Raw genomic sequence first — 15609 nt, 5'->3', positions numbered from 1 at the left:
GGTGCATGACCGTGCAGCAGCAGCCGCCGGCGACCGCCCGGCTCTCGGAGCTGGACGCGTGGCGCGGCTACACCGCCGTCCACGCCCAGCTCGCCGCGCACATGGCGCGTGAGCTGACCCGCGCCACCGGGCTGTCGGAGGCCGACCACCAGGTCCTGGACGCGCTGCTGGACGCCCCGTCGGCCCGCATGCGCGCCCTGGAGCTGCGCTGGACGCTGCAGTGGGAGAAGAGCCGCCTGTCCCACCAGGTCGCCCGCATGCGCTCACGGGGTCTGCTCGAACGCGACGCCTGCACCGAGGACGCCCGCGGCTGGGACATCAGCCTCACCGCGGCGGGACGGCAGGCCGCGGCGCGCGCGCGGGAGGTGCGGGAGGAGTCGGTGCGCCGCCTCGTCGTGGGGACGCTCGGCGCCGAGCGCCTGGCGCACTTCGCCGAGGCCGCCGCCCTGCTGGCCGCCCGGCTCCAGCAGGCGGCCGAGCAGGACCCCGACTGCCGCGCCGCCCGCGCCGCTCTCCACCCGGAGCACCCCGAGCACTCGGAGCAACCGAACGGAAAACGGCGTTAGCGAGCCGGTTCAGGCGGAGTTAGCGCCGTTGGCCGTTCGGATGCGGATGGCGTAGACCTGTGGGCTTTCCGTTCGGCGGGGCGGGCGGTGTCGGCGGCCAGGGCGGAGCTCTGCTGGAGTGCGGCGTTGTGGAGTTCGAGTGGGGCGGTGAGGCGGACGGTGCGGCGCGGCTACGTGGAGCTCCTGACCGGGTGAACAGGCCTATGCTGACGCGGAGGGTGACAGGGAGCCGACCCCGACATCGGCGCACTGGTCATCCTGTTCGAGCGTCCCTCCGGCGATCGCGATCGCACCGACGACGACATCGCCGCGCCGGATCAGCCGAGCGGCCCTGCCGGTCACGATGGGTGTTCCCGCCACGTCCACGATCTGCGCGAACACCGCCGGGTAGGCCTGCTGCAGGCCCATCAGGTCACTGTCGTCGCGACGAAACAGCGCAACGCTGGATGCTTTCGCCGGGGCGATACGGGCCGACATCGGAGACGCGCCGTCCATGCGATCGAGAACCTGCAGGTGCCCGCCGCCGTCGACGATTGCGACCGTAACCGTCGCGCCGATTGCGGCAGCGTGCTCGCGCACGCGGTCGCTGACGGCCCGAGCCTCGTCCAGAGTGAGCGACATCGTTCCTACCTTCAATCTCTTGGTTCGTCCAATCTTGGTCGAACCAAGAGTATATCCAGGTTCGTTGGGTGGACCAAGGGATTGGCTTAAACTGCGTGCGTGGAGATGAACGAAGCGCCGGCCCGTCTGCGCCGCAAACCCAGCTGGCTGATCAACAGGGCTTCCGCGCGGGCGCATCGACTCATCAAAGAAACGATGGCCGCTGCCGGTGGGCACGCCTATCACTTCGCGATCCTCGCCGCGCTGGACGAGTTCGGCCCGAACAGCCAGGTGCAGATCGGCCAACGATGCGGAATCGACCAGAGTGACATGCACACGATGCTCAATGAGCTGGTAGAACAAGGCCACGTCGCGCGCGCCCCAGACCCCGCCGACCGGCGCCGCAACCTGGTCACCCTGACCGCCGCCGGGCGACGACGGCTCGAAGACCTGGATACGACACTCACGAGGGTTCAACACGACATCTTGGACGCCCTGTCGGCCACCGAGCGTGACACGCTCACCGGCCTGCTCACCCGTATCCTCGGCTAGCCTTCGCCTCCACTCGGGAGATCGGCAGATCAATTCGCCCAGTTCGGCTCGTTCGAGGAACTCCTGGACACCGAGGGCCCGGCGAAGGTCAACCCGGCGAGCCCCCGACCAGCAGCTCGCCAACATCCGCCGCATCTACGGGCCCGAAAAGGAAGCCCTCGGCGTGCTGGCCATCGAGATCGAGCTGGTGACCAGCCCGGCGACCTGACCTGCCCCGATGCGCTCCGGCGCCTGCCAGGTGTCAAAGGTCGTCGTCCTCGGCGGCCTCGGGGCCGCGACCGTGCCGCCGCCGATCACGGCCCCACGCGCCGCCGAGGCGGCGGCCGGTCATCGGTCGCAGCGCCGGCGCCGCCACCGTGGCCGCGGCCGTGACACGACCATGACGCGGAGCGCACGAGGCGGGGACACGGCCGGTCGACAGTGAATGGGGTCGGCGGGCGAACCGCCGGTGAGCCACCGAGCGTGCGGCGAAGCCCGGCGGGTGCGTCCGCGCCGGGTCGATGGTGTGCGGCCCGGTGTGGCCCCGGCGGACTTCGGCCTCGCCCTCATCAAGCAGGCGAGTTGAGCCGGCCCGGGCTGCTGGGACCGTCCGCGCAGGCTTGAGGCTCCGGCGAAGGTGATCACGAAGGGAGAGGGCGTTGGTGAATGACGCAGGATGGGACCGGCGTTCGGTGTTGCGGGGCGCCGCCGCGCTGGCCGGTGCGGCCGCGACGGCGCCGCTGCTGGGCGGGGCGGCCACGGCGCCGGCCGGCGGCGGTGACGCCGACGCGCTGTTCAGGGCCGGGAGGTTCGAGCAGGCCGGCCGGGCCTACGAGGAGATCCTGAGAACAGACCCTACGAATCTGCACGCGGCCCGACGGCGCGGTCATGTGGGGCTACTGGCCAACAGGTTCCCCGACGCCGAGAAATACCTCACGATGGCCCTCAGCCTGGCGCCCGACGACAAGGACGCCAACTACTTCCTGGCCGACTGCTACATCAGACAGGACAAACTCTCCCAGTCCGCACCACACTGGCGCGCGGCCGGCGAGGAAGCCTACGCGACGTGGTTCGCGGCGGTCAGCGGCGAGGCGTATCAGGTCCACGGCGACATCGCGCGGCTGCCATGGCAGCAGGTGGACCCGATGCCGCTGGTGGAGGCCTCGGTCAACGGCGGGCCGCCGAAGCGGTTCACCTTCTACACCGGCGCCCCGAACCTGGGTATGCGCGCGTCGGTGGCCAAGGAGGCCGGGCTGCGCCCGGTCGCCAGTCAGAAGATCGAGTACGAGAACAACGTCATATGGGCGTACTACGGGGTGCTGGACTCCTTCACGCTGGGCGGCATCGAACTGCGCAACGTGCCCGTGGGCTGGTCGTCGACGGAGTCGGGCGAAGACGTCGACACCGACAACGACGGCCTGATCGGCACGTGGGTCTTCTACCACCTGCTCACCACCTTCGACTACGCGGGCCGGTCGCTGATCCTGCGCCGCAGAACCCCCGAAACGGCCAGGAAGGCACGCGCCGCCGCCCTCCAGGCGGGCGCGGCGCCCCTGCCGCTGTGGCTGGCCCGGGAGCAATATCTGCACAGCACGGGCACCATCAGCGGCGTCGCCGGCTCCCGCACAGGGGTGGTGGGCGTGAACTTCGGCGGAGGGGGTGAGATGTCCGCGGTCGTGTTCGGGGACACGGCCGAGCGGCTGGGGATCCGCAGCGACCACGACCGCCCGCTCGGGACCTTCGCCCACAGCCACCCGGCCGTCACCTACCCCTGCTACCCGAAGGAGATCCGCCTCGGCGGCGCCGCCGCCAAGGAGATCTACTGCGAGAACCACCCAGGGGCCGAGGTCGCCCCCCTCGGGTTCGACGTGCCGGGCGCCTTCTTCCACTGCTTCTACAAGCCCTGCAACGTCACTGTCGACTTCACCGACATGAAGCTCTACATCGCCCGCGGCAAGGCCACCTGATCGCCGCGACGGCACGAGCGCTCTGAGAGCCGGATCATTCTCCAAGCGGCGAGGCCGTTCCCCGGGGTCCCCGATCAGGGCTCCGCGAGCCCGAGCGTCCCGGCCGAGATGGGACTTTCGTCAGGGGTGGTCGTGGCCGATCCTCCGATCTTTGCGCGGCCGCCGGTCCCTAGGTTCTCCACCATGCGAAGCGAGCTCATCGGCCTGGTGGCGGCGGCCGGCCTGGTCTCGGCCGCGGTCGCGGCCGTCGTCACGACCCCCGCGGTCGCGGCCGTCGTCACGGCCCCCGCCACGCGGGCCGCGCCATCCACCGCGCCATCCACCGCCCCGTCCACCGCTCCATCGACCGGGCCATCCCCGGCGGCCATCGACGCCTACCTGCGCAGGACCATGAAGTCCACCGGGTTGCCGGGGATGTCGGTCGTCGTGACCCACCGGGACAGGGTCGTGCTCGCCCGGGGGTACGGGCACGACGCGGACGGCGAACCGGTCACCGAGACGACGCCGATGCGCGTCGCCTCGGTCAGCAAGTCGTTCACGGCCATGGCCGTCATGACGCTGGTCGACGACGGCAGGCTCTCGCTGGACGAACCGGTCGCCGGCCGGCTGCGGGAGTTCCGGATGGCCGACCCGCGCGCCGGCCGGATCACCGTGCGGCAACTGCTGAACCAGACCTCCGGACTGTCCGACACCACCGTCGACATCGGCGCGACGCAGGCGGCCACGTCGCTCGCCGGATACGTGTCCGCGCTGGGCACCGGCACGCTGGCCGCCGACCCCGGCACACACTGGGAGTACTGCAACGTCAACTACGACCTGGCCGCCCGGCTGGTCGAGGTCGTCGGCGGGCAGGGCTTCGGCGACTACATGCGGCGGCACGTCTTCGGCCCGCTCGGCATGACCGGCAGCGCCGTCGGAGCCCGGTCCGTCGCAGACCGGGCCATCAAGCCGGCCGAGGGGTTCGACTCGGTGTACGGCGCCTGGGTGGCGCGCCCTGAACCGCCCGGCTTCCGCGACGGCGGGAGCGGTGGCGTCGTCACCGACGCGGCCGACATGGGCAGGTGGCTGATCGGCCAGAACGGCCATGGCAGGCCACCGGTGACACCGCAGAGCCTGCGGACCATGCACGCGCCGTCCGAGGTGCGTGACTACGGCATGGGCTGGGGCCAGGAGACCGTGGGCGGCGCCAGGTTGCTCGTCCACTCGGGCAATCTGTTCACCTACACCGCCGTGCAGGCCATCGCCCCGGACACCGGCTACGGATTCGCGGTCATGACCAACAGCGCCGCCCTCTACGACGACACCTACGACGTGCTCACCGGCCTGGTCGCGATGAGCGAGGGCGGGACCCCCGAGGTGCCCGGCGGCGGCCGGCAGACCTACGAGCTGGCTCTGGGCCTGATCGCGGTGGCGGCGGCGGGCCTGGGCGTGCTGGGCGTACTGCGGTCCCGCCGCTGGGCGGGCAGACGTGCGGGGAGCGCCGGCCTGTGGACCGGGGCGCGGCTGCTGCCCGCGCTGCTTCCGGCGGCACTGTTCGCCGCCTATCCGGAGCTGATCTCCCTGCTGATGAACGGCCGGACGGTCACCTGGGCGCAGCTCACCTACTTCGCCGCGCCGTTGACGATCACCTTCGCGGTCGCGGCCGCGGCGGGGGCCGTCACCACCGTGGTTCGGCTGGCCAGGCTGCGATCGGTAGTGTCGCACAAGTGAGAAACGGCGCGATCCTGGCGGTCATCGCGGGGGCCGCCCTGCTCAACGGGCTGTACCTGGACGCCATCCCGCTGTGGCGGCAGTTCTTCTTCTTGGTCCCGGTCGTGGCCGCCTACCTGCACGGACGCCACCTGACCCTGCGGCGGGGCTGGCCGGTCCACGCCCTCGTCGCCCTACCCGGGGTCGTCTGCACGGTGCTGGACTTCCCCGTCGGCGTCGGCGGCCTGATGGCCCTGGGCCTGTTCGCGGTGCTGCCGTGGCTGACGGGCCGCTTCCAGCGGCAGCAGGCCGACCTGGTGCGGGCGGGCCGGGAGCGGATCGCCCAGCTCCGGCGGGAACAGGGGCTCACCGCCGAACGGGTCGCCCTGCGCGAACGAGCCCGCATCGCCGCCGACATCCACGACTCCCTCGGCCACGAGCTGGCGTTGATCGCGCTGCGCGCCGGCGCCCTGGAACTGGACGCGGACATGAGCGAACGCAACCGTGAGGCGGCCGCCCGGCTGCGGGCCTGCGCGGTCACCGCCACCGACCGGCTCCGCCACACCGTCGGAGTGCTGCGCGAGACCGGCGGCGCCCCGGCCGGGACGCCGGAGGAGTCCGTCGAGGCGCTGGTGGACCGCGCCCGCGGCGCCGGGATGAGGGTCGCCCTCCTGCGCACCGGCGGGCGGGCGCTCCTGCCGCCGCTGGTGGACAGGGCCGCGCACGGGGTGGTGCGGGAGTCGCTGACCAACGCCGCCCGCCACGCCCCCGGAGCCGAGGTGACCGTCCGCGTCGAGCACGCCCGCGACGCGGTCACCGTCACCGTGTCCAACTCCGCCGCCCGCACCCCGCCGGCGCCGGCGAGCGGCGGGAGCGGGATAGCGGGCCTGCGCGAGCGGGTGCGGCTGCTCGGCGGCACGCTGCGGGCCGGTCCCCGCGACGGCGGCTTCACCGTGACGGCGCGGTTGCCGTGCGACCGGGAAGGGGCCTCCCGCGAGGAGGAGGACGACCTCCCGGCCGTCCCAGGACAGCAGGGAGATCTAGAAACCCGGGGAGCCCGGGGAGAAGGCCGGGGGAGGCCGATGATCCGGGTGGTGCTGGCCGACGACGAGGCCATGATCCGGGCGGGGGTGAGGGCGATCCTGGTCACCGACGCGGGCATCGAGGTGGTCGCCGAGGCCGCCGACGGGCGCGAGGCGGTGGAGCTGACGCGCGCGCACCGGCCGGACATCGCGATGCTGGACATCCGGATGCCGCGCCTCGACGGCCTGTCCGCGGCGGCCGAACTGCGCGTCGCCATGCCCGAGGTCGCGGTCGTCATGCTGACCACGTTCGACGAGGACGACTACGTCGCCAGGGCGCTCGAGGAGGGGGTCCGTGGCTTCCTGCTGAAAGCCTCCGACCCCCGCGAGCTGATCATGGGGGTGCGGGCGGTCGCCGGCGGCGCGGCGTACCTGTCGCCGAGGATCGCGCGGAAGGTCATCGCGCAGCTGGGCGGCAGCAGGCTCTCCAGGGCGGGAACGGCGCGCAGGCGCATGGAGTCGCTGACGGCGCGGGAGCGCGAGGTGCTGGCACTCGTCGGCCGTGGCATGTCCAACCAGGACATCGGCCGTGAACTGTTCCTCTCGGAAGGCACCGTCAAATCCCACGTCAGCGCCATCCTGCTGCGGCTCGGCCTGAACAACCGCGTCCAGGCGGCGATCGTCGCCTACGAGGCGGGCCTGGTGATCGGGGACGCCTGACGCGGCGTCGCCGGCGCCGCGTCAGGCGCACGCGTGCGATTGCTCACGGCGCTTCTCGTGGCCGTCCGCGGAGGCGTCCAGGGAGCGGCACTGAAAGTTCCACGGGCGGTGGCGTGCCCGTCCCAAGGCGTCCCAGGTCAGCTCGTCCGCGTTGGCGGCGAAGGGCCAGTTGAGCTGGACAACGCCCACCGGGCTGTAATGCTCCGCAGGAAAGCCGGTTGGTGATCCACTCAACGGAGGATCGATGCGCAAGATGCGAGCCTTGGCGGTCGCGGGAGCCCTGGTCGGCGGGTTGGTGGTCGCCGGGAGCACCACGCCCGCGCACGCCGACACACTACGCAACGTCTACTACTCATCCTCCGACTGCTACCGGTACGGAGACTACGGCGTCCAGAACGGGATGTGGAGCTGGTACCACTGCGACTACCAGTACAACTTCTGGTTCCTCTACAGCGTCCCGTAAACGCACGACCTCGGTTCTGCGCCGCAGTCGCCATGAGCAGGAGCCGGCGCTAGGCGCGCGGGGCCGCGGCGGGCGTGGTGCCCGGGGTGTGGTGGCGCTGGTAGTGGCGGGCGGCCCGCGCGCGGTTGCCGCAGGAGGGTTTGCACCACTCCTGGCGGCCGTGGCCCTTGACGAAATAGAGCACGCAGCGGGGAGCGGTGCAGGCCCGCAGCCGCTCGCGCGCCGGTCCGGACAGCAGGTCGATGGCGGCGCGGGCCAGGGCCGCCAGGAGCCGGACGCGCGGGTCGGTCTCGGCCGACAGCGGCCGCGACCCCGGCGGCCCGGCGGCCGGCCAGTGCAGCTGGGGGGCGATGGGCTCGCGGGCGGCGACGGCGTTGAGGTGGGCCAGAGCCTGGTCGCCGGGGAGCAGGCGCCCCGCGTCCGCCGGGCTCGCCGGGCCGGGGCTGACCGCCCGGGCGAACAGGGCGCGGACCGCCCGCCGCAGCTCGACCACCTCGCCCCTGAGGTCCTCGTCGGCGATCGCCTGCGCGGCGCCGGTGATGCCGGAAGACAGGTCTTCCCGTTCGCGGATCCACCGGGCCAGCCCGGCGAGGGTGGCCAGCTCGTCGGTGACGCCGCCGTTGCCGTCGTGGCGGATGGTGTTGACCAGCTCCACCGCCGTCAAGCGCTCCACAGGTGCTCTCCTTCACGCATCAGGGCCGCCGTCCCCCGGGCCCGTCCGCCCAGATTACGTCCACGGCGGTGAACTCCGGGGCTGAGGAGGTTTCGTGAGATTTTTTCGGCATACTGTCGGATCCCTGGGGAGTCGTTCGTAGAGCGGGTGCGAGGCGGCCAGAGGAGACCGCCGGTACAAGGGAGTGATGAGATGGCTCGGTACTTGATCTCGTTCAATGACGGCGCGATGGACCACATCCCCGACGAGGATTGGCCCGACGTGGGCAAGGCCGCGCACGCGGTGATCCAGGAGGCCGTGGACTCCGGCGTGTGGGTGTTCGGCGCCGGCCTGGAAAGGCAGAGGGCGAGCGTCGTGGCCACGGACGGGATGGTCACCGACGGCCCTTACCCGGAGACCAAGGAGGTCATCGGCGGGTTCTCGGTCGTCGAGGTGGCCTCACGCGAGGAGGCGCTGGCGTGGGCCGCCAAGACCGCCGCCGCCTGCCGCTGTGCGCAGGAGGTGCGGGAACTCATGCCCGACCCGGAGACGGACGCGATGCTCCGCCGGGCCGACCGGCGATGATGACCTTCCGGCGACGTCTGACCGGGCAGGACCTGCCACGCTGAAGCGAGACCTGCGTGGCGGCGGTCGCCGGTCCGAGGGGTGCGCGGCGATGGCGGCGGGCCCCTGAGGTCAGGGGCCCGCCGGTGCCAGGCGGTCGGCGCGCCCGTCCAGGTAGCGCTGCTCGGGCAGGCTCGTGGTGCGCCGGGCCGCGGCGCGGTAGCAGGCGCGGGCGTCCTCCACCTGGCCGGCCATCTCCAGCAGGTGGGCGCGCACCGCGTCCACCCGGTGGTGGCCCTGCAGCCGCTCGTCCCCGTCCAGCGTCGCGAGCAGCGCGAGCCCCTCCGCCGCCCCCTTCACCATCGCCAGCGCCACCACGTGGTTGAGGGTGACCACCGGGCTGGGCGCCATGCGCTCCAGCAGCTCGTACAGGGCCAGGATCTGCGCCCAGTCGGTGCCTGCCGCGGTCGGCGCCTCGGCGTGGACGGCCGCGATGGCCGCCTGGAGCTGGTAGGGGCCGAGCGGCGCGCCCGACAGCGCCGCGGTGATCAGCCGCACGCCCTCGCCGATCTGCTCGCGGTTCCACCTGCCGCGGTCCTGCTCGGCCAGCGGGATCAGCCCGCCGGCGGCGTCGGTACGGGCGGGGCGGCGCGCGTCGGTGAGCAGCATGAGCGCCAGCAGCCCGGCCACCTCGCCATCGCCGGGCAGCAGCCGGTGCACCGCACGGGTGAGCCTGATCGCCTCGCCGGTCAGCTCGGCGCGGTGCAACTGGTCGCCGGAGGTGCTCGTGTACCCCTCGTTGAAGATCAGGTAGAGCACGTGGAGGACCACGCGCAGCCGCTCGGCCCGCTCTGGTTCCGGCGGCGGGCCGAAGGGGATGCCGGTGGTCTTGATGCGCTGCTTGGCCCGGCTGATGCGCTGCGCCATGGTGGCCTCGGGCACCAGGAATGCCCGGGCGATCTGCGCCGTGGTCAGGCCGCCGACCGCGCGCAGGGTGAGCGCGAGCTGCGAGGGCGGCGACAGCGCGGGGTGACAGCACATGAACAGCAGCGTGAGGGTGTCGTCCTGGTCGGGCGGGGCGTCCTCGCCTGGGCCGAGCGCCGCCTCGCCGCCGGGCTCCATGGTCGCGACCGTGACCTCGCGGACCCGGCGGGCCTGGTCGCTGCGCCACTGGTCGGTCAGCCGGCGGCCCGCGACGGTGATCAGCCACGCCTTGGGCGCGTCCGGGACGCCCTGCTCGGGCCACTGGAGGGCGGCGGCGAGCAGCGCCTCCTGCACGGCGTCCTCGGCGGCGTCGAAGTGCCCGTGGCGCCGGATGAGGGCGCCGAGGACCTTCGGCGCCAGCTCGCGCAGCAGGTCCTCGAAGTGGATGTCGGTGCTCACGTCGGCGTCCCCCGCGTGCTCGGTCCGCTGTGGCGCCCCCGGTCGCCGGAGCGCCGGGCGGCCCGAAAGAGCATACGGCCCTCGTCGCTGTCACTGTCGCCGTCGCCGTGCTCGTCGCCGAGGGCGGGCGCGCCCGGGCCCCTCGGTGCCAGTCGGTGCCGCTCGGTGCCGGTCAGTGCCGGTCAGTGCCAGCCGGACTCCTCCACGCCCCCCGGGATCGGCGCGGAGGGGTCGTAGGGGACCCGGGTGAAGATGAAGGTGTTGAGGTCCAGATGCCCGGCCGAGCCGTCGGCCCGCCGCACCACGCGCAGGGTCTCGCCGGCGTAGTAGCCGTCCAGGCCGAGCCAGGTGCCGTCGGGCCGCGCGGCGAACCGGGACGAGCGGCCCTGCCCGTTCACCGGGGAGATCTTCAGGTCGCGCCCCGGCAGCAGGCGCAGCAGGAAGGCGGTCGGCCCCCAGTACCAGGGACCGGTCAGCTCCAGCAGGTCGGGGTCGGCGGCGGTGGGCGCCCACGGGCGGGGGATGGCCGGCTCGTGGGCCTCCAGGATGTCCAGCAGGTCGGTGGCGACCGTGGGACGCAGCCCGGAGGTGGTGTTGGCCATGCACAGCACGCCGGCGCCGTCGGCGGGGTCGCCCCAGACCACGGCCAGGAAGCCGGGCATCGACCCGCCGTGCCCGGCCAGGCGGCGCCCGCGGTGGCGCAGCAGCTGGATGCCCAGCCCGAAGCCGGTGCTCCACACCTCGGCGTCGTCGACGCCGGCCGGCTCGCGCATCTCGGCCAGCGTGGCGGGGTCCAGGACGCGGCGGTCGCCGCGGGCCAGGAACCGCGACCAGGTGGCCAGGTCGGCGCAGGTGGACCACAGCTGCCCGGCCGGCGCCATGGCGCCCGCGTCGTGCTCGGGCTCGGGCAGCAGGACGTCGGCCCACGGGTGCACGGCGTACCCGCGGGCGTACGGCTCGCGCGGCCGGGTCGTGGTGTCGCGCATGCCGAGCGGCTCGAGGATCTCCGAGCGGGCGACGTCGGCCCAGTCGGCCTTGCGGTGGCGGGCGACCAGTTCGCCCAGCAGGGCGAACCCAAGATTGGAGTAGTGGAAGCGCCGGCCGGGCCGGTGACGGGAGGTGCCCTGGTCCAGCGCGCCGGTGAGCTCGTCGATCTCCATGCCGTGCACGCGCTCCCACCACGGGCCGGGCGGCTCGGCGGTCAGGCCGGCGGTGTGCGACAGCAGTTGGGCGATGGTGACCTCGCCGACCGGGGTGGCGGGCATGTGCCGGGACAACGGGTCGTTCAGCGTCAGCAGGCCCTCGTCGCGCAGCCGCATGACCAGCACGGCGACCAGGGTCTTGGTGATGGAGCCGATGCGGTACTGGGTGTCGGCCGCCGGCGCGGCGCCGCCCTCGACCGTCCCCCGGGCGCCGAACCAGACCGGCTCGCCGTCGCGCAGCACCGTCGCGACCAGCGAGGGTGTGCGTGCCTCGGCCTGCTCGATCGCCACGCGGCGCAGCAGCGCGCGAGCCGTGCCTTCCAGAATCGCCGCCATCGGCCCACTTCCCGATCTGAGGTCCCGCCAGGATCAGTGACACATTAGCGGTGATCGGCCCGCCGACCGGCCGACAAGCCGTTCATCCCAGGGCCGTACGCCCTTGCCGCGGAGCCCTCCTCGCGCCCGCTTCCCGGGGGCCGCGTACCGGACGGGCTGCCGGGGGCCCGGCTCTGTTCTACGCTGGCGCGAGCGTAGGACGGCGTGGAGGTGGCGGGGTGCAGGTGAAGGGCGACGGGGCCGCGGGCACGAGCATCTCGGCGGTCCTGGAACGCGTCACCTACGCCAACGAGGAGACCGGGTACACCATCGCCAGGGTGGCCGTCGAGCGGGGCGGGGCCGAGCTGGTGACGGCCGTGGGGCCGCTGCTCGGGGCGCAGGTCGGCGAGAGCCTGCGGCTGACCGGCCGGTGGACCTCCCACCCCAAGTACGGCAGGCAGTTCGAGGTGTGGTCCTACACCACCGTGCTGCCGGCCACCGTGCAGGGCATCCAGCGCTACCTCGGGTCGGGGCTGGTCAAGGGCATCGGCCCCAAGATGGCCGAGCGCATCGTCGGTCACTTCGGCACCGACACCCTCGAGGTGATCGAGAAGTCGCCCGAACGGCTGGTGGAGGTGCCCGGGCTCGGTCCCAAGCGCACCAAGATGATCGCCGCCGCCTGGGAGGAACAGAAGATCATCAAAGAGGTGATGATCTTCCTGCAGGGCGTCGGGGTGTCCACCTCGATCGCCGTGCGCATCTTCAAGCAGTACGGCGACACCTCAATCACCGTGGTCAAGACCGAGCCCTACCGGCTCGCCGACGACGTGTGGGGCATCGGGTTCAAGACCGCCGACACCATCGCCCAGGCCGTCGGCATCCCGCACGACAGCCCCGAGCGGGTCAAGGCCGGCCTGCGCTACACCCTGTCCCAGGCGGCCGACGCCGGCCACTGCTACCTGCCCGCGCCCAACCTGGTCGGCGACGCGGTGAAGATCCTGGAGGTGCCGGCCGAGCTGGTGGCGAGCTGCCTGGACGAGCTGGCCGCCGCCGAGGGCGTGGTCCGCGAGGAGGTCCCCGCCGGCGACGCCGTGGTACCGGCGGTCTACCTGGTGCCCTTCCACCGCGCCGAGCTGGCGCTGGCGGGCGGTGTGCGCCGCCTGCTGGACTCCGGGCACGACCGGCTCGGGGCCTTCGCCGGGGTCGACTGGAGCGCCGCGCTGGGCTGGCTGCGCGAGCAGACGGGCGCCGACCTGGCCCCCGAGCAGGCCGAGGCGGTGCGGCTGGCCCTCACCTCCAAGGTGGCCGTGCTGACCGGCGGGCCTGGCTGCGGCAAGAGCTTCACCGTGCGTTCGATCGTGGCCCTGGCCCGCGCCAAGAAGGCCAAGGTGGTGCTGGCCGCCCCCACCGGCAGGGCCGCCAAGCGCCTGGCCGAGCTGACCGGTCACGAGGCCACCACCGTCCACCGCCTTCTGCAGCTGCGCCCGGGCGGGGAGGCGACCTTCGACCGCGACAACCCGCTGGAGGCCGACCTGCTGGTGGTGGACGAGGCGTCCATGCTGGACCTGCTGCTGGCCAACAAGCTGGTCAAGGCGGTGGCCACCGGGGCGCACCTGCTGTTCGTGGGCGACGTCGACCAGCTGCCGTCGGTCGGCGCGGGGGAGGTGCTGCGCGACCTGCTGGCCGCCGACGTCGTCCCGCGGGTGCGGCTGACCCAGATCTTCCGCCAGGCCCAGCAGTCGGGCGTGGTGGTCAACGCCCACCGGATCAACACCGGCCTGCATCCCACGCTGGAGGGCATGACCGACTTCTTCCTGTTCCCCTGCGAGGAGCCCGAGGAGATCGCCGCGCTCACCGTGGACGTGGTGGCCCGGCGCATTCCCCGCAGGTTCGGGCTGAACCCCCGCCGCGACGTGCAGGTGCTGGCCCCGATGCATCGCGGCGCGGCCGGGGCGGGCAACCTCAACAACGCCCTGCAGGAGGCGCTCACCCCCTCCCGCGAGGGCATGCCCGAACGGCGCTACGGCGGCCGGGTCTTCCGCATCGGCGACAAGGTGACCCAGCTGCGCAACAACTACGACAAGGGCGCGGCCGGGGTGTTTAACGGCACCGTCGGGGTGGTCACCGACCTGCGTCCCGAGGACGGCAAGCTGACCGTCCTGACCGACGAGGACGAGAGCGTCGAATACGGCTTCGACGAGCTGGACGAACTGGCGCACGCCTACGCGGTGTCCATCCACCGTTCGCAGGGCAGCGAATATCCCGCCGTGGTGATCCCGCTGGCGACCAGCGCGTGGATGATGTTGCAGCGCAACCTTCTGTACACGGCGGTCACCCGCGCCAAGAAGCTCGTGGTGCTGGTCGGCTCCCGCCGTGCCCTGGCGCAGGCGGTGCGCACCCGGGGGGCGGGCCGCCGCCACACCAGCCTCACCCACCGGCTCCGCCAGGGCTGAGGCGGCGCGGGCGACGGCCGTACGCGCCTCGCGCCGGCGGCGTTACGCCCCGATGTCACCTTCGACGGCTTTGCCCGATTTTTCACTGACAATCTTCGTCAAGCGTCCTGACAAGGCTGGACAGGGCATTCGGGCCTGAATGGCGCCTGTGAGTTGGCCGAAATGTGATCCAACTAACCCCAAACGTGTACGTTTCAGTGCTGATCCCCATTAGGGTTTTTTATGAGCACTTTGCCGTCCTGGGGGAGAAGGTCGTGCGGGACTTTCGTCAACGTCTGAGGACTCCGATCGCCGGGCTGGCCGTGGTGACGGCCTGTCTGCTGACCGCGTCATGCTCGGGCGGCGGCGCGAGCCCCTCCGGCCCTGGCGCCGACGGAGGCGCCGGCACCAGCGCGCCCCCGACGCCCCTGCCGCAGATCAAGATCAGCCCGGTGAAGGGCGCCGGCAAGGTCCGGCCCGAGAAGAGCGTCGTGGTCACCGTCGGCGACGGGGAGCTGGAGGAGGTCACCGTCGAGGCCGGTGGCAAGCCGCTGAAGGGCGAGTTCGACGCCGGGCGCACCAAGTGGGTGTCCAAGGGCCCGCTGAAGCCCTCGGCCACCTACACCGTCTCCGCCAAGGCCACCGGCCAGGGCGGCCCCGCGACGGCCACCAGCTCCTTCACCACCCTCAAGCCGGCCCAGGAGCTGCGCATCGCCGACATCACCCCCAACGTCAAGGGGGAGACCGTCGGCGTCGGCATGCCGATCATGGTGCGCTTCAGCCGGCCGGTGGCCGACAAGAAGGCCGTCGAGCGGGCGCTGAAGGTCACCGCCGAGAAGCCGGTCACCGGGGCCTGGCGGTGGATCGACGACAGCCTGGTCATCTACCGCACCGCCAAGTACTGGCCCGCCCACCAGAAGGTGCGCTTCACCGCCGCCCTGGAAGGCGTGCGCGACGGCAAGGACGTGTACGGCGTGCGCAACTACGCCACCACCATGAAGGTCGGCGCGGCGTGGATCAGCAGCGTCAGCACCCGCAGCCACCAGATGATCGTCCGCAAGGACGGCAAGATCGTCCAGAGGATGGCGATCAGCGCCGGCAAGGCCACCACGCGCGAGTACACCACCACCAACGGCGTCCATCTGACGATGGAGCGCGGCAACCCGGTCACCATGATCTCCCCGGGCAAGAAGAAGGGCGACCCCGGATACTACAAGGAGGTCGTCGACCACGCCGTGCGCATCTCCAACAGCGGCGAGTACGTCCACAGCGCGCCGTGGTCGGTCGGTTCGCAGGGCCGGGCCAACGTCAGCCACGGCTGCGTCAACGCCCGCCCCGACCAGGCCAAGTGGTTCTATGACAACTTCCACCGCGGCGACGTCGTCAAGATCGTCGGGACGACCCGCACGCTGGAGTGGAACAACGGCTGGGGTTACTGGCAGATGCCGTTCAAGCAGTGGAAGAAGGGCAGCGCCCTGGCCGGCTGAGCCGGCTGAGGTCTGA

Annotated in this window: 14 protein-coding genes and 1 pseudogene; 10 read left to right on the top strand and 5 right to left on the bottom strand. The window is 72.3% G+C overall.

What is annotated here, in order from left to right; all coding sequences use genetic code 11:
- Positions 1-5: 5 nt before the first annotated feature.
- The gene (locus ABZU32_RS27460; protein WP_354926420.1) at positions 6-566 is read left to right on the top strand and encodes a helix-turn-helix domain-containing protein; all 561 of its coding nucleotides are present in this window, start codon (positions 6-8) and stop codon (positions 564-566) included.
- Between the two features lie 201 nt (positions 567-767).
- Here the strand turns inward: ABZU32_RS27460 and ABZU32_RS27455 are convergent, their stop codons facing one another.
- A complete protein-coding gene (locus ABZU32_RS27455) occupies positions 768-1187 on the bottom strand; it encodes a heme-binding protein (RefSeq protein WP_354849542.1) in 420 nt (139 codons plus the stop codon).
- A 105-nt stretch (positions 1188-1292) separates the two neighbouring features.
- Between ABZU32_RS27455 and ABZU32_RS27450 the strand changes: the two genes are divergently transcribed.
- From ABZU32_RS27450 to ABZU32_RS27430, 5 genes and pseudogenes are all read left to right on the top strand, one after another.
- Positions 1293-1718: a MarR family winged helix-turn-helix transcriptional regulator gene (locus tag ABZU32_RS27450; RefSeq protein WP_354849633.1), complete on the top strand. Its 426-nt coding sequence runs from the start codon at positions 1293-1295 to the stop codon at positions 1716-1718.
- Positions 1719-2359: 641 nt separating this feature from the next.
- Positions 2360-3664, top strand: a complete 1305-nt coding sequence (locus tag ABZU32_RS27445) for an aspartyl protease family protein (RefSeq protein WP_354926418.1) — start codon at positions 2360-2362, stop codon at positions 3662-3664.
- Positions 3665-3847: 183 nt separating this feature from the next.
- Entirely contained in the window at positions 3848-5374 is a 1527-nt protein-coding gene (locus tag ABZU32_RS27440; protein ID WP_354926416.1) for a serine hydrolase domain-containing protein, read from the top strand.
- Positions 5375-5601: 227 nt separating this feature from the next.
- A pseudogene (locus ABZU32_RS27435) lies at positions 5602-6315 on the top strand (histidine kinase); the annotation flags it as partial.
- 120 nt (positions 6316-6435) lie between these two features.
- On the top strand, positions 6436-7095 hold the full coding sequence (locus ABZU32_RS27430; protein WP_354926448.1) for a response regulator transcription factor: 660 nt from the start codon (positions 6436-6438) through the stop codon (positions 7093-7095).
- A gap of 21 nt (positions 7096-7116) precedes the next feature.
- On the opposite strand, the gene ABZU32_RS27425 is transcribed toward ABZU32_RS27430, so the two are convergent.
- On the bottom strand, positions 7117-7284 hold the full coding sequence (locus tag ABZU32_RS27425) for a hypothetical protein (protein ID WP_354926414.1): 168 nt from the start codon (positions 7282-7284) through the stop codon (positions 7117-7119).
- A gap of 55 nt (positions 7285-7339) precedes the next feature.
- Between ABZU32_RS27425 and ABZU32_RS27420 the strand changes: the two genes are divergently transcribed.
- Positions 7340-7558, top strand: a complete 219-nt coding sequence (locus ABZU32_RS27420; protein ID WP_354849527.1) for a hypothetical protein — start codon at positions 7340-7342, stop codon at positions 7556-7558.
- Positions 7559-7607: 49 nt separating this feature from the next.
- Here ABZU32_RS27420 and ABZU32_RS27415 read toward each other — a convergent pair whose 3' ends face one another.
- Positions 7608-8231 carry a CGNR zinc finger domain-containing protein gene (locus ABZU32_RS27415; protein ID WP_354926412.1) on the bottom strand — a complete coding sequence of 208 codons (624 nt, stop codon included), beginning with the start codon at positions 8229-8231 and terminating at the stop codon, positions 7608-7610.
- A 192-nt stretch (positions 8232-8423) separates the two neighbouring features.
- On the opposite strand from ABZU32_RS27415, the gene ABZU32_RS27410 reads away from it, so the two are divergent.
- Positions 8424-8795: a YciI family protein gene (locus ABZU32_RS27410; RefSeq protein ID WP_354926410.1), complete on the top strand. Its 372-nt coding sequence runs from the start codon at positions 8424-8426 to the stop codon at positions 8793-8795.
- A 111-nt stretch (positions 8796-8906) separates the two neighbouring features.
- Here ABZU32_RS27410 and ABZU32_RS27405 read toward each other — a convergent pair whose 3' ends face one another.
- Positions 8907-10157, bottom strand: coding sequence for a DUF6596 domain-containing protein (locus ABZU32_RS27405; RefSeq protein ID WP_354926408.1), 1251 nt, complete (start codon positions 10155-10157; stop codon positions 8907-8909).
- A 182-nt stretch (positions 10158-10339) separates the two neighbouring features.
- Positions 10340-11695 (bottom strand): serine hydrolase domain-containing protein, encoded by a 1356-nt coding sequence (locus ABZU32_RS27400; RefSeq protein WP_354926406.1) that lies wholly within the window; start codon positions 11693-11695, stop codon positions 10340-10342.
- A gap of 218 nt (positions 11696-11913) precedes the next feature.
- Here ABZU32_RS27400 and ABZU32_RS27395 point away from each other — a divergent pair, with 218 nt between their 5' ends.
- Together ABZU32_RS27395 and ABZU32_RS27390 are read left to right on the top strand one after the other, a co-directional pair.
- Complete coding sequence (locus tag ABZU32_RS27395; protein ID WP_354849514.1) at positions 11914-14127, top strand: ATP-dependent RecD-like DNA helicase; 2214 nt, start codon at positions 11914-11916, stop codon at positions 14125-14127.
- A gap of 254 nt (positions 14128-14381) precedes the next feature.
- Positions 14382-15593: an Ig-like domain-containing protein gene (locus tag ABZU32_RS27390; RefSeq protein ID WP_354926404.1), complete on the top strand. Its 1212-nt coding sequence runs from the start codon at positions 14382-14384 to the stop codon at positions 15591-15593.
- Positions 15594-15609: the final 16 nt, after the last annotated feature.

Origin of the sequence: Sphaerisporangium sp. NPDC005288 (assembly GCF_040607475.1) — a bacterium.
Classification (GTDB): Bacteria; Actinomycetota; Actinomycetes; order Streptosporangiales; family Streptosporangiaceae; genus Sphaerisporangium; species Sphaerisporangium rhizosphaerae.
This window is presented reverse-complemented; position numbering and strand designations above follow the sequence as displayed.